11 protein-coding genes are annotated in these 14,142 nt (G+C 49.5%); 8 read left to right on the top strand and 3 right to left on the bottom strand.

The window, feature by feature from the left end:
• Positions 1-5: 5 nt before the first annotated feature.
• The 3 genes from CR205_RS10805 (at position 6) to CR205_RS10795 (ending at position 4,876) form a co-directional block, all read left to right on the top strand.
• The gene (locus tag CR205_RS10805) at positions 6-929 is read left to right on the top strand and encodes an ABC transporter substrate-binding protein (RefSeq protein WP_110519415.1); all 924 of its coding nucleotides are present in this window, start codon (positions 6-8) and stop codon (positions 927-929) included.
• 368 nt (positions 930-1,297) lie between these two features.
• Positions 1,298-3,469 (top strand): ATP-binding protein, encoded by a 2,172-nt coding sequence (locus CR205_RS10800; RefSeq protein WP_110519413.1) that lies wholly within the window; start codon positions 1,298-1,300, stop codon positions 3,467-3,469.
• A complete protein-coding gene (locus tag CR205_RS10795; RefSeq protein ID WP_236634743.1) occupies positions 3,470-4,876 on the top strand; it encodes a sigma-54-dependent transcriptional regulator in 1,407 nt (468 codons plus the stop codon).
• Between the two features lie 77 nt (positions 4,877-4,953).
• Here CR205_RS10795 and CR205_RS10790 read toward each other — a convergent pair whose 3' ends face one another.
• Positions 4,954-5,238, bottom strand: a complete 285-nt coding sequence (locus CR205_RS10790) for a hypothetical protein (protein WP_110519411.1) — start codon at positions 5,236-5,238, stop codon at positions 4,954-4,956.
• 277 nt (positions 5,239-5,515) lie between these two features.
• Here CR205_RS10790 and CR205_RS10785 point away from each other — a divergent pair, with 277 nt between their 5' ends.
• From CR205_RS10785 to CR205_RS10765, 5 genes are all read left to right on the top strand, one after another.
• Positions 5,516-6,532, top strand: coding sequence for a LacI family DNA-binding transcriptional regulator (locus CR205_RS10785; protein WP_110519409.1), 1,017 nt, complete (start codon positions 5,516-5,518; stop codon positions 6,530-6,532).
• Positions 6,533-6,722: 190 nt separating this feature from the next.
• Entirely contained in the window at positions 6,723-8,813 is a 2,091-nt protein-coding gene (locus tag CR205_RS10780; protein ID WP_110519407.1) for an amylo-alpha-1,6-glucosidase, read from the top strand.
• A gap of 23 nt (positions 8,814-8,836) precedes the next feature.
• Entirely contained in the window at positions 8,837-10,087 is a 1,251-nt protein-coding gene (locus CR205_RS10775) for an ABC transporter substrate-binding protein (protein WP_110519405.1), read from the top strand.
• Between the two features lie 131 nt (positions 10,088-10,218).
• Entirely contained in the window at positions 10,219-11,124 is a 906-nt protein-coding gene (locus CR205_RS10770) for a carbohydrate ABC transporter permease (protein WP_110519403.1), read from the top strand.
• 48 nt (positions 11,125-11,172) lie between these two features.
• The gene (locus CR205_RS10765) at positions 11,173-11,973 is read left to right on the top strand and encodes a carbohydrate ABC transporter permease (RefSeq protein WP_110519844.1); all 801 of its coding nucleotides are present in this window, start codon (positions 11,173-11,175) and stop codon (positions 11,971-11,973) included.
• A 258-nt stretch (positions 11,974-12,231) separates the two neighbouring features.
• Here CR205_RS10765 and CR205_RS10760 read toward each other — a convergent pair whose 3' ends face one another.
• Both CR205_RS10760 and thiO read right to left on the bottom strand, forming a co-directional pair.
• Entirely contained in the window at positions 12,232-12,936 is a 705-nt protein-coding gene (locus tag CR205_RS10760) for a VC0807 family protein (protein ID WP_201745359.1), read from the bottom strand.
• Positions 12,937-13,006: 70 nt separating this feature from the next.
• Positions 13,007-14,119: a glycine oxidase ThiO gene (gene thiO / locus CR205_RS10755; protein ID WP_110519401.1), complete on the bottom strand. Its 1,113-nt coding sequence runs from the start codon at positions 14,117-14,119 to the stop codon at positions 13,007-13,009.
• Positions 14,120-14,142: the final 23 nt, after the last annotated feature.

Here is a 14,142-nt window from a genome sequence, read left to right as displayed (position 1 = left end):
CCATCATGAAAAAATGGATCGCAGGAATTTCAGTAGCTTCACTCGTTGCCCTTGCCGGATGCGGCGGAGGAGATGACGGGGGAACAGAGTCCGCAGGAGAAATCACAGTCGGAGGAAAGAACTTTACCGAGCAGTTTGTGCTCGCAACGATTACGTCCATTTATCTTGAGGAAAACGGCTATGAAGTGGACGAAGCGACGAACATGGGGAGCGAGGTTGTCCGTGAGGCACTCGTGAACGCACAGGTTGATCTATACTGGGAATACACCGGAACGGCACTTGTAAACTATTTAGGGGAAGATCCTGTTTCCGACGGGGACGAAGCGTATAACCGCGTAAAAGAGCTTGACTCCGAACAAAACGGCATTGCTTGGCTTGACATGGCAGAAGTGGATAACACATACACGCTGATGATGCGCCAGGATCATGCTGAGGAACTCGGGATTGAATCGATTTCCGATTTGGCCGACTACGTGAATGAAAATCCGGACGAGCTTTCGTTTGCATCCAATGCTGAATTTGCCACGCGCAGTGACGGTCTGCCTGGTGCACAGGAAGAGTACGGGTTCGAGTTCGGAAGCAGCAATGTGAATCGGATGGATGCGGGACTTACGTATCAGGCTCTTCGTGATGGTGATGTGAGTGTTTCCATGGGCTTCTCAACAGACAGCCGGATCGTTGCATTTGATCTGATCAGCTTAGAGGACGACAAAGGCTTCTTCCCTGCTTACAACGCAGCTGTTTCTGTCCGCGAGGAAGTACTGGAGGAATATCCGGAGCTTGAAGAACTGCTTCAGCCGCTCGCTGAAAAACTGGACACGGAAACGATGACACAGCTTAACTACGAAGTGGATATCGAGCAGCGGAACGAATCGGAAGTTGCCCGGGAATGGCTCGTTGAAAATGACTTGATAGACGAAGAAGAATAAACAGTGATTTAGTCCCCTGTGCGCCGCGTGCGTACAGGGGATTTTTCTGTTTGGAGAAAGGGAGCTTTTGTAAGCGGAGTTATGACCGGACTTTTGCGAAGTTAGGACATAACGCTTTTTTTGAGTGGAGTTATGGCCGGACTTTTGAGAAGTTAGGACATAACGCTTTTTTTGAGTGGAGTTGTGACCGGACTTTTGCGAAGTTAACTAACCCAGCAGTAACCTCAGCCCAATACCCTTGAAATCCAATCATCCTCCCACACAACGGATGTCATTCGTGGTAAAATGACAAAAGCAGACAAAATCTACGAAGTGGTAGTGCCTAAATCGACTGGCACATCATATTAAATTTCTGGAGTGCCTAACTTATGAAGTTTCCTGTCCGCTTGCCAAGAGGGCTGACCAAACGATTTATATTCCTGGGGTTATGGATTTTTCTTCTTCCAATGACCCTTATTTTTATGCTCGCGGTCTTTTTGTCCCAGCAGACTCTTGAAAATCAGTCCGACGATCAGACGTTTGAAGCAGCACGTGCTCTTTCTGTTCAGACCCGCCAGGTGTTTGATCATCAGATCGATATGCTCGAGACGTTCGTGTTTGACTACCGGAATGACGAAAATCTGGAACGGCTTGATGAAAGGGCGGCGCAGCATACGTTCCGCGAACCTGTGTTCAGCAGCCTGGCTTTGTACGATGCAGGCGGGAGCGAAGCCGTACCTGATGAAGCAGAGACGGATGAGAACGAGAATACAATGATAGAGGACCCGGCTGTCCGCCAGGTGTTTGAAGAAACTGTATGGCGGCGATCCACGTTTGTTAAAAGTATCACAGAGCCAGGCGGCCATGCTCGGATTTTCATTTCCGTACCGGTGCAGGAGGCCGATCATCAGCCGATTACAGGCGCTCTAATCGGGGAAATTAATCCTTCATATTTTTATCATCTGATTCAGACAAGTACGATCGGTGAGCGCGGATGGAATCTGCTTGTCACATCAGACGGCACCGTGTATACAGATACGCAGGAAAACCGTTACCGGAATGACTCGGTTAAGGACGAGGCGATCTTTTCATATTTAAGCCGCGGACGAATGGGAGCCTACCGGGGGGATTTTCTCGACAGTGACAGCGTTGCCGGCTATGCACCGGTTGAGCGTCTGCCCTTTTACGCGGTAACGATTCAGCCTGAGTCCCAGGCGGGCGCTCCGATTGCGACGCTTCAGCAGGTATTGTCATCCGGATGGACCGTGCTGTTCCTTGCAGGCCTCGTGCTGCTCGGAGTATCCGCACGGTGGATCGTCACACCAGTTCGTAAACTCACTGATCAGGCGATGAGCTATGCAGAAGGTGAGAGCTGGCACCTGCAGGTAATGAAGGAGGAGGACGAGATTCGCACCCTCACCAAGGCGATGCAGTTTATGGCCGATGACCTTCAGGAAAAAGAACGTTTTCTCCAGCGTATTCTTGCTTCTTTTCCATACGGGGTAATTACCACCGATTCAGACGGGATCATTACATCGGTGAACCGGGAAGGGGCTGAATTGTTAAACAGCCGTCCCAAAGTGTTAACCGGCCGGCCGGTTGAAACCGTTCCGTCAAAAGGACTGAGCCGTCATGTGCGTGCCCTTTGCAGCCGGAAGCGTCCGTTTAGTAAAGAGAGTGAAGAGTTTCCTTACGTAAACCATACGGGCCAGAAGCTGGTGATCAAAGTGTCGACCACCCCGCTTCAAAATGAGAAACGGGAGCGGATCGGTGTACTCACCACGTTCTGGAATCATACGGATTACCGCAAACTTGAGCAGCATATTCAGCGCTCCGAGCATCTGGCTGCCATCGGTCAGATGACAGCGGGATTGGCACATGAAGTGAAAAATCCCCTTGGTACGATTCAGATGGCGGGGGACCTGATCGAAGCGGAAATGGACGGTCTGAAAAAGAAGCACCGTCTAAACAGTCCCGCTGTGTCTATGATAGAAGAGGCATCCGGGGATATTCAGGAGGAAGCAAGACGTCTGAACGAGCTTGTGACCCGGTTTCTGAAGTTAAGCAAACCACATAAGGACGAGGAAACCTCATTGAATGTGGGGGAGACCGTAGAAGAAGTGGCACGGCTCATTTCCCATCAGATGAAACGGGCGGATATTACCTGCAACGTTTATCATAAAGCGGAACAACTGACGGTAAAAGGAGACCGGAACCAGATCATCCAGGCGTTCCTTAATCTCTCTTTAAATGCACTGGAAGCCATGAAAGAAACAGAAAGCGGCGTGCTTTCCATTACTGTAAGCCGGGAAAAAGATCAGGCGAAAATAGTTTTTCATGACAGCGGAGACGGGATCCCGGCTTCCAAACTGAACCGGATTTTCAATCCGTTTTTCTCCACAAAACAGGAGGGAACCGGTCTCGGTCTCTCGATTACCCATGATCTGATCAATGAACATAAAGGAAGTATTGAGGTGGAAAGCGAGTTCGGAAAAGGATCGGAGTTTACGGTTCGACTGCCGCTTGAACCAGACAGAACAGAAAGAAAGGAGGCAAATTAAGTGGACACATCCATTCTGCTCGTAGAGGACAATGAAAAGCTGCGCAGGCTGATGAAGCTGACACTTGAGAAGGAAGGCTACCGGATTGCCGAAGCGTCTGATGGGAAAACGGCCAGGGTTCTTTTTGAGGAAGAGACGTTTGATATAGTGCTCTCCGACATTCTTCTTCCAGATACAACTGGGATTAAGCTGATGGAAGAGTGGAAAGAATCATCTCCCGGGGTCTGTTACATTTTGTGTACGGCATACGGTGACGTCGAGGATGCCGTTAATGCCATGAAGCTGGGGGCGTTTGACTACCTGACAAAACCGATTAAAGCTGATGAACTGAAAGTGGTTATCGAGCGTGCGGTGGAGTGGGTCAGGCTGAACAAGGAAAATCAGTATCTGAAAAAAGTATTCGCAGATCAGCGCCAGCTTCACGGTATGGCAGGGGCAAGTACAGCGATGAAGCGCGTGTTTGATATGGTGCATAAAGTGGCAAGCCAGCCGATTACTGTCCTTCTTCAAGGGGAAAGCGGAACCGGAAAAAGCCGCTGTGCCCAGGCGATTCATTTGGAGAGTGACCGGAAAAACAGACCCTATGTGGAAGTAAACTGCGCTGCGATCCCCGACCAGCTCCTTGAAAGTGAATTGTTCGGCTTTACCAAAGGGGCATTCACCGGGGCCACACGGGCGCAGAAAGGGAAGTTCGAGGCAGCGGACGGAGGAACGCTATTCCTTGATGAAATTGCTGAAATTTCTCCGGGGCTTCAGGCAAAGCTGTTGCAGGTAACCCAGGACAAAACGTTCTATCCCCTCGGCAGTAACGAACAGAAGAAGGTCGATGTTCGGCTGATCGCCGCTACGAACCGCGACCTCTGGGAAATGGTGCAGGAAGGGACATTCCGGGAAGACCTGTATTACCGTCTGAACATTATCGGTATAAACATTCCCTCCCTGCGTGAACGGGCCGAGGATCTGCCTCTGCTGATCGATCAGCTTACTGAGGAAGTAAGCAGGGAGCACAACAGCAACTACGAACTTGAAGCGGGTCTGATGAAAAAACTGAGTGCCTACAGCTGGCCGGGAAACATCCGTGAGCTGTATAACGCGATCGCCCGTGCAGCGGTACTTTCGGAAGGGACAACCCTTCGCTTCACCGATTTTCCAAAAGAAGTACGTGAGGCGACTGAAGGAGGGGATGGCCGCGGGGAAGCGGAACCGTCAGAGGAGCAGGCTGGTACGGAACTTGGAGACGATTATTCCCTCACGAATGAACTCCAGAATTACGAGCAGTCTGCGATCGAAGAAGCGCTTCGCCAGTCGTTGGGAAATCAGGCGCAGGCTGCCGAACTGCTCGGTATTTCACGCCAGAGCCTCCTCTATAAAGTACGGAAATACGGCCTCCAGGGCCAGAGTGTCTGAAATTGGACATAATAAATGCAGAAAACCAGCAGTTCCCTTTCAGGGCTGCTGGTTTCATATTTTGTATGGGGGAAGCTTTACTGTGCATCTGCTTTTTTACCTGCATTAAGCAGGCGGTTTTTTACTCGAAGGTATAACGGCTGATAGCGGGTTTCCTCAGCCTGTTCCTGTGCGCGCCGGCCGGTCTGGGGTTTTACAGGTGCCGGCACCTGCTCCCATGCCTGCCACAGCTGCTTCTGTGCATCAGCTTTAGCGTGGTGCTTTTCCTTGCCGTAGTAGTGTACTTTTATAAAATACCAGTAGTACATGAAACGGTGCCATTGAACTCTGAAATTACGGTTCTCTTTTAAACGTCTGAACATCCGGTCAAGACCCCTTTCTGTATGTGTATGTTGGCGGATCACAGTCTGCTCATGATGGAGGGTAAAAAAGTGGTCCTAAGTAAAGAAAAAATGATTTCTGTCCTATGATCATCTTTACCCTCATTAGGGGAGAAACTAAACTTTTATATTCCTGTAATCGGAAAAACAGGGATATAGTTGGACATCGAAAGTAAGAAAAAACAATGTTCCTTGTAATCGTATTCATCTTTGTGTAAAGTAGTAAATATAAATAAATCCGAAACGTTTTGGAGGGCCTATGGCGACAATTAAAGATATCGCAAAAGCTGCAGGTGTCTCTGTTACGACGGTTTCACGTGCATTAAACGGCTACAGTGATGTAAATGAAAAAACGAGGATCCGAATTCGGAAGGTGGCAGATGAACTTAACTATAGCCCCAACGCTGTAGCGAGAAGCCTGGTCATGAGTAAAACGAAGACCATTGGTCTACTCGTTTCCGAACTGAACAGGTCCGGAGCGAAAGACATGTTTATGTTTGAAGTAATGTGCGGAATAAACGATGCGGCTTCAGATAATGATTACGACCTCATATTATTTAGTACCAATCCTGCAAAGCAGCAGGCTAAAAGCTATTCACAGCTTTGCCGTGAACGTCAGGTCGAGGGAGTTATCATGCAGGGGATCAAATCCCACGATCCATACTTGCAGGAAATTATCGACAGCAATATCCCCTGTGTCCTGGTGGATGTGGAGCTTGAAGGGGAAAACGTAGGGCATGTGACAACAGATAATGTGTTTGGTTCCCAGATGGCAGTTAAACATCTCATCAATCTCGGACATGAAAAGATCGCCATGTTAAACGGACACGATCAGGCCGCTGTGAGCAGAAAAAGGCTGAGCGGTTACCGTAAAGCACTGGAAGAAGCGGGTATTCCTTTTAAAGAGGAATATGTCATGAACGGGGAATTCCGCGAAGACCAGGCAGAAACCGTTGCTTTCAACTTTCTCACCAGGAACAATGAAGTTACGGCAATGTTCTGTGCGAGTGACCTGATGGCACTCGGAGTACTCAGGGCAGCCAGAAGGATTGGTATTTCAGTGCCCGAAAAGCTCAGCATCGTTGGATTTGATGACATCACGCTTGCACAGTACTCACATCCTCAGCTGACTACCATTGCACAGGATAAGTACCAGATGGGCTATGAGGCAGCGCGTCTGCTTACCGCTATGCTGGAAAAGTCAACGAAAAAAAGAAGGATAATCCTTGATAACCAGCTGGTCGTGAGGGAGTCGACAACTCAGTTGAATAGTTAAAAGAGGGAGAACCTCTTTTTTTAGAATATATCCGAAACGTTTCGGAGTTTTTTTACACTTCAACCCGAAACGTTTCGGGGGATATTCTTAAACTGTTTTCCAGTTTCATTAAGAACACTGCGAAATTTATGGCTATTACCTTTGAGAATTTAAAACACAGCATTGACCGATCACAGAGGAGGACGAAGATATGAACTATCGTGTAATTAAGGAAAATGATCTTTTTTTACTTACTGATGAAAGCGGAAACATTCCGGCGGATCATCCATATGGCCCTGGACTTTATACAAAGGACACGCGTTTTCTGAGCAGACTGGATCTAAAAATCAATGGTGAGGAACCGATCCTGCTTTCTTCGGAGGCGGACGAAGTTTTTGTGGCCAGCATGATAATGACCAACCCGCACATTGAAAAAGACGGCCAAATTGAGCTGTGGCGCGAATCCGTTGAACTTACAAGGAAGCGCTTTATTTATAACGGTGTCTGCTATGAAACGATCACAGCCAGAAACTTCAACCCGAAACGCACGGCATTTAACTTAAGCGTTCACATGGATGCGGATTTTGCTGACATGTTCATCGTGCGTGGGTTCCAGAACGGAGAGCTCGGCTCAAGAGGAAAGACAGAGCTGTATGACGGGGAAATCCGTTTTACTTACAACGGAGCAGATGATGTGAAACGGGAGACGGCAGTTACGTGGAATGATCCGGAAGCAGAAGCGGATGAAAACGGAAACCTTTTTTTTGCCCTCGAGCTGGAGCATGAAAAGGAAAAGACGATCGTCCTTACGTTTACCCCTATCATTGACGGTGATCGTCCTGAGGGGCTCGACCCTGAAAAAGCACTCCGCAGCCTCGAAGCCTCATATAAAGAGTGGGCAACTGAGACGACCCAGGTGAAAACGGATCATCACACCCTCCAGCGCCTGATTGACAGAGGAATCGGTGATATGAGAGTCCTTCTTACTGATCTCGGCCAGGGACGCTTTCCAGTTGCCGGTCTTCCGTGGTTCGGTGTTCCATTTGGCCGTGACAGCCTGATTGCCGCCATTCAGATGCTGCCGTTTAATTCTGATGTGGCCAAAGGAACACTACGGACCATGGCAAGTCGTCAAGGAGAATCGAAGGACAGCTGGCGCGACGAGGAACCTGGTAAAATCATGCACGAAATCCGGTTTGGGGAACTTGCGAATACAGGTCAGATTCCATTCACACCTTATTACGGAACGATTGACGCGACACCGCTGTTCTTGATGCTTCTCAGTGAATATGTGAAATGGACAGGAGACATGGATCTTTTTGCCGAGCTTGAGTCGAACGTGGAGCGCGCTCTTGAGTGGATCGACAGCTACGGTGACCGTGACGGTGACCTGTTTGTAGAGTACCACCAGGAATCTTCCAAAGGGATTGCCAACCAGGGATGGAAGGACTCCGGTGATTCAATCGTCCACCGAAACGGCGATTACGCGAAAACACCGATTGCGCTTGCGGAAGTACAGGGTTATGTGTATCAGGCGAAAGTGAGTATCGCTGCTATTTATAAGAATCTCGGTGAAACTGAAAAATCCAAGACGCTGCAGAGCGAAGCAGCCCGCCTGAAGGTCGCTTTTGAAGAGGCATTCTGGATGGACGATGCAGGCTATTATGCACTCGCACTCGATGAAAAGAAAGACCAGGTTGGTACGATTACTTCCAACCCGGGTCACGTACTGCTCTCCGGTATGTTCAATGAGGATCGGGCAAAAGCAGTGAGTGATATGCTCATTTCGGACAAAATGTTCTCCGGATACGGCATCCGTACGATGGGAATAGGCGAAGCGGGCTACAATCCGATGAGCTACCATAATGGAACGGTCTGGCCGCACGATAACAGCATGGTGATTCTTGGAATGAGCCGCTCCGGTCATAAATACCAGGCTGCCAAAGCGATGAAAGGGCTTATTGATTCCGCACACTCCTTTGAGTATGACCGGCTTCCGGAACTGTTCTGCGGCTACGAGTCGAAAGGCAAGGCGGTAAAATATCCGGTCGCATGCTCCCCGCAGGCATGGGCAGCGGGAACGCCACTTCTGTTTGTTCAGTCCATGCTGGGTCTCTTCCCGGACAGCCTGAATAAGACGATCGCCCTTGATCCTGAACTTCCCGAAGGAGTGAATGAAATTGAAGTTTCACAGCTCCGGGTGGGAAACGGATATCTTAAGTTGCTTGTGACTAGATCAGAAGGAAGCTTCACTACTGATGTCGTTGAAAATACAACCGGCTTCACGATTGAAAGTAAATAAAACATTTGAGAGGGGATTTTAACATGAAACGATCTAGTTGGATGCGAACGCTCGGAATTACATCGATGGTGGCTGTGGCAGGAGTTCTTGCTGCCTGCGGCGGTGGAGATGATGCTTCTGGGGATGAAGAGGAGGAAGTGACGGTACGCCTGACAGGATGGCAGTCCTCACCAACAGAACAGCGCTATTTCGAACAGACGATCGAAGCCTTTGAGGAACAGCACCCGCACATTAACGTTCAGGTTGATACGATCGCTGACCAGTACATGGACGTCCTTCGTACAAGACTGATCGGTGGGGAAGCAGCGGACGTGTTTTTCCTTGATGCCTTTGAGGCACCTGGACTTATCCAGTCCGGTGTTCTTGAGCCGCTTGACGGCTACATTACCGATGAGTTTGATCTGGATGACTTCCAGGATCCGATGATTGAAGCATTCCAGCGTGAGGATCAGCTCTGGGGAATTCCGAAAGATACGTCTACACTAGCGCTTTTCTATAACAAGGAGCACTTTGAAGAAGCCGGATTTGATGCTCCGCCTGAAACATGGGACGAGCTTGAAGAAATGGCTGAGGAACTGACTGTGGATAACCGCTATGGTTTTGGTGTCGTAACAGATCTGGCGCGACTTCAGTTTATCGCTGAATCCACTGGTGCGGAAATTACCGAAGACAACCGGGCAAATTTCTCAGATCAGCGTATTGTAGATGCACTTCAACCGATCGTGGATATGAGAAATGAAAAAGAAATCGCGGCTTCACCTTCGGATGTTGGTGCTGAATGGGGCGGGGATATGTTCGGAACAGGCCGTGCTTCCATGATCATTGAAGGGAACTGGATGCTGCCGTTTATGGATGAAACGTTTGAAAACGTTGACTATGGCGTTACTGAAATTCCAACAGTAAACGGAGAACAGGGGTCGATGGCTTACACTGTTTCCTACTCCATGAATGCAGCTTCCGAAGTGAAGGATGAAGCGTGGGAGCTTATTGAGTTCCTTACAGGTCCTGAAGGAATGGAAATCTGGACGAGCTCCGGTCAGGCGCTGCCAACCCGTGACTCTGTTGCCGAAACACTGAACTACGATGAGGACGATCAATTCGCACCATTTATCAGTGCTGCCGATTACGCGACAGTCTGGGCAGATGACACGAACCTGCCGATCATCAACTCCAACTTTGAAAATCAGTTCTCAAGCGCGTTTCTTGGAAACCGTGAGCTGCAGGAAGCACTTGAAGAAGCGGAACGGGTAGCCAATGAGGAAATTCGTGATTAGCAGGTAACAGGAGGCAAAGGGAGACGAGCTCTCCCTTTCCCTTTTTCTATCAATGTTCAAAAAGCCTGGTATTGCCTGCCTCCTTTTTGAACATACACATGATACCGAGCAGGTGAAGGAGGTACCAAGTCATGGCCAGAAAAAGGAAATATACGAAATCACAGCTCAGGGAAGCCGGTCAGGGTTATCTTTTCATGTCTCCGACCATCTTTACGCTTCTTCTGTTTCTAATCGGACCGATCATTTTTGCCATTTTCTTATCTTTTACCAGAGTTCAGCTGCTGGGAGATACTAGTTTTACGTTTGTCGGCATGGAAAATTTCAGTCGGATTCTTGATGATACGCGTGCAGGTATTGCACTTAGAAACACTGCATTCTACGTGGGTGTTGTGGTGCCGGTACAGACTATTCTTGCGCTTGTGCTGGCAGCTACTTTAAATGCAGGCCTGAAGGCAGAGAAATTTTTTCGGATTGTTTATTTTCTGCCTACCCTCACATCTTCCGCTGTACTCGTTATGATCTTCATGTGGATGTACCGGCCGGATGGATTTATCAACTCCATCCTTGGTGGAGTGGGACTGCCTACCTACAACTGGATTAACGACCCGAATATTGCGCTGATTTCAATTATGATTATGAATATATGGGCCACTGCGCCGTTTTTTATGGTCATTTATCTGGCTGCCCTTCAGGATATTCCTGATTCCCTTTACGAAGCAGCTGACCTGGACGGGGCGAACGCCATTCAGAAATTTCTGCATGTAACCGTGCCGCTTCTGCGTCCGGTAACGGGGTTTGTCGTCATTATGGGGATCATCGGCACGTTCCAACTGTTTGACCAGTCATACATGTTCTCGGGAGGTTCCGGTGGACCGGACAACTCCACGCTGACCGTCGTTCTTCTCGTGTATCAGTACGCCTTTGCTGCCTATGATCAGATGGGTTACGCCGCTGCACTGGCTGTACTTCTGGCCCTTGTGATTCTGACTGCCACACTCATCCAGCGAAAACTTCAGAAAGACGAAGAAGTGTACTAGATACAGAGAAAGGAGGAGACCACGGTGAAAAACAACAACTTTGGAAAAATGGTACTCTATTCAATTTTGACAAGTTATGCCATTGTAACGATGATTCCGTTTCTGTGGGCGCTGTCTGCATCCTTCAAGCCACTGGCGGAAATCTACGAAGGCGGACTCAACTTTATCCCGCAGGAATTTACGTTCCAAAACTACGTGGCCATTTTTACAGAACAGGCCCTGTTTCCCCGCTGGCTCTTTAACAGTGTGTTTGTGGCTGTTATCGGCACGGCGCTGAATCTTATATTCAATTCAATGGCCGGTTACGCTCTTGCGCGGATCAGCTTCCCGGGACGCCGGACATTATTTATCACCATTCTTGCGGTGCTCATGATTCCTGCTCAGGTAACGATGATCCCTAACTTCCTGATTTTAAATGAGCTTGGATGGCTGAACAGCTACCAGGGACTGATTATCCCGGGCATGGTGAACGCCACGTTCATTTTCATGATGCGCCAGTTCTTCATAAATTTCCCGAGAGAGGTTGAAGAAGCAGCGGCAATCGATGGTCTCGGCCGGTTCGGCACCTTCTTCCGCATCGTCATGCCGATGGCCAAGCCGGCACTTGCCGCTCAGGCGATCTTTGTATTCATGGCATTCTGGAACAACTTTATGGCCCCGCTGATCATCATGACAGATGCGTCCATGTACACGCTTCCAGTCGGCCTGAACGCTTTCCAGAGCGACTACGGCTCCTACTGGAATTATATAATGGCTGCATCGATGGTTTTCACCCTCCCGGTGCTGATTATCTATATGTTCTTTAACCGATTCTTCCTGAAAGGGATGTCTTTCAGAGGGGATAAATAATTTAGATTCTATGTGCAGACGGAGCCCAAAGTTTGGTGAGGGCTCCGTTTTTTGAGTGGGGAAATACCGTGTATCGGTGTTGGAGTATATATTCGGGTTGGGGAGACAAGGTGCGATTAAAATTACGGAATTACCATCAGGATTATGTAATCGGCTTAAAATGAAGCAATTAAGACAAGGTTTACGTCATCCACAAAAAAGACACCTGAGCCTCACGGGACCAGGTGTCTTCCTGCTGCAATCGTATAAATTTATCTGTTATGCTTTTGCCCCGGCCGGTGATTCGGATCCTGCTTCTCCTGGGTCACCACGCTCATCCTCATCCGGCGCATCGTCCTCGCCGTCGATCTCCTTGGCTTTCTGGATCGCCTTATAGTTGGCAAGTGCGAAGCCGCCGCCGATCAGTATGGACATGGTCCAGTTGGCGATCTGCATGTATATGAGCAGCATGCCGTAGCCATCCACCCCGTAAGTGACGATCAGCCAGGCTTTCAGGCTGTTGACGACAATACCTCTGAGCACAAACAGGAGTGTGAGCAGCTGAAACCAGCGGAACACGCCTTTCATATAGTACAGGCGTCGGCTTTCGCTCCGTTCCTGTCCCTGCAGGTACGCCACATCCACGTTAAAATACAGCCCCAGCGGCCGGCGGATGAGCATCGACACTAGAAAGACACCTGCGAAGGCAAATCCGAGATACACCTGGTTCCAGAGCATCGCCTCAGCGCTGCCGGACAGCAGATTTACCAGTGTGGTTAAAGACAGGTTTGTAATAATGAACAGACCGAGCAGGTTCAGCTGCCGCTCGGAAATAAACCGGTAAAGTGTATAAACAATCCCAGGAACGGTGGACAGGAGAATCGCGTAGTAATCGCCAAGGGGCTCCCGGCCGTAGTTCCAGATCGTAAAGGGAATAATCACATAGCACAGCAGATCAAAAAAGACTGTATTTTTCCGTTTCACGTTTCCACCTCAATTTCTCTCTCCATCATAATACGAATGAGCCTGTTCGTATAGCCGGCAAAAGAGAAACTTATGTGAACCGTTCAGGTAAAAACGCACGCTGTGTATGCTCGGCCAGACCGGTTCCATCTATAATGTCCGCGATCGCCTCCCCTGTAGCCGGACTCAGCAGAATACCGTTCCGGTAGTGGCCCGTGGCGAAAATCACATGAGGCGCATCTGCCAGTGCTCCGAGGAGAGGATAACCGTCCTGGGTCGCCGGCCTCAGACCTGCCCATGTGTGAAACGGCTCCCGCTCCCGAAGAAACGGCAGCATCCGGTGGTTCCAGTTCACGAGTCGGGAAATGCCTTTTTCCGTCACACTCGTATCAAAGCCGCTGATATCCTCTGAAGCCCCGTTAACGATGGTGCCGTTCTGTTTCGGGACGAGGTAGCCCTGACTGGAGGAGATAATGTGTTTCACATCCGCACAGTCCCGTTCATAGGCACAGATCTGACCGCGAATCGGAAAAACCGGAATGCGGATGCCAAACGTATCCTCGAGCTCACCTGACCAGGCGCCTGAACAGACAACGAGCCGGTCACCGGTAAAAGTCCGGCCATCTGCAGCTTCCAGTTCCACAGACTCGTGGTAGCCACGAACAGTCACGGATTCGAGCCGGTCTTCAATCGCTGCTCCCATGTTGCCGCACGCTTTCTCCAGAGCCTGGGCGTAGCCAGGTGCATACACGTGCGCTTCATCCGGTGAATATATCGCTGCCAGCACCTCTTCAGACAGAAGTGGTTCCATTTTTTGAAGCCGCTTGCCTTCTATGGTTTCAGCCTGTGAGCCGAACTTTTTCTGCCACTCAATCCGGCTTTCAAGTCCGAGGAGGTCAGATTCGTGATAAACCGCATGCAGACTGCCGCTCTCGCTATACTCAAAATCCATCCCGGATACTTCCTTCACCTCCGCCTGCCAGCCGGCAAACTGACGCAGGCTGTCGAGACAGAACGTGAAAAAAGGGTCCGGATCCTCGCTGATTTCGGAAAAAGGAGCGAGCATTCCCGCCGCAGCGCCGCTCGCCTGGCCGCCGCATGTGTTTTTCTCCAGAATGGTCACATGGTATCCCCGTTTTAACAGAGAAAAGGCGGCGGAAAGGCCAATTATTCCGCCGCCAAGAATAACAATGCGTTCACTCATATCCTATGGGCCTCCTATCAAAA

This window comes from Alteribacter lacisalsi, from assembly GCF_003226345.1.
Classification (GTDB): domain Bacteria; phylum Bacillota; class Bacilli; order Bacillales; family Salisediminibacteriaceae; genus Alteribacter; species Alteribacter lacisalsi.
The sequence above is the reverse complement of the archived record's forward strand: the minus strand, read 5'-3'. Positions and strand labels throughout refer to the sequence as shown.

Excerpts from the sequence above, each read along its gene's own strand:
- CR205_RS10805 (WP_110519415.1), top strand. The coding sequence starts at position 6 with ATGAAAAAATGGATCGCAGGAATTTCAGTAGCTTCACTCGTTGCCCTT.
- CR205_RS10800 (WP_110519413.1), top strand. The coding sequence starts at position 1,298 with ATGAAGTTTCCTGTCCGCTTGCCAAGAGGGCTGACCAAACGATTTATA.
- CR205_RS10790 (WP_110519411.1), bottom strand. The coding sequence starts at position 5,238 with ATGTTCAGACGTTTAAAAGAGAACCGTAATTTCAGAGTTCAATGGCAC.
- CR205_RS10785 (WP_110519409.1), top strand. The coding sequence starts at position 5,516 with ATGGCGACAATTAAAGATATCGCAAAAGCTGCAGGTGTCTCTGTTACG.
- CR205_RS10780 (WP_110519407.1), top strand. The coding sequence starts at position 6,723 with ATGAACTATCGTGTAATTAAGGAAAATGATCTTTTTTTACTTACTGAT.
- CR205_RS10775 (WP_110519405.1), top strand. The coding sequence starts at position 8,837 with ATGAAACGATCTAGTTGGATGCGAACGCTCGGAATTACATCGATGGTG.
- CR205_RS10770 (WP_110519403.1), top strand. The coding sequence starts at position 10,219 with ATGGCCAGAAAAAGGAAATATACGAAATCACAGCTCAGGGAAGCCGGT.
- CR205_RS10765 (WP_110519844.1), top strand. The coding sequence starts at position 11,173 with ATGGTACTCTATTCAATTTTGACAAGTTATGCCATTGTAACGATGATT.
- thiO (WP_110519401.1), bottom strand. The coding sequence starts at position 14,119 with ATGAGTGAACGCATTGTTATTCTTGGCGGCGGAATAATTGGCCTTTCC.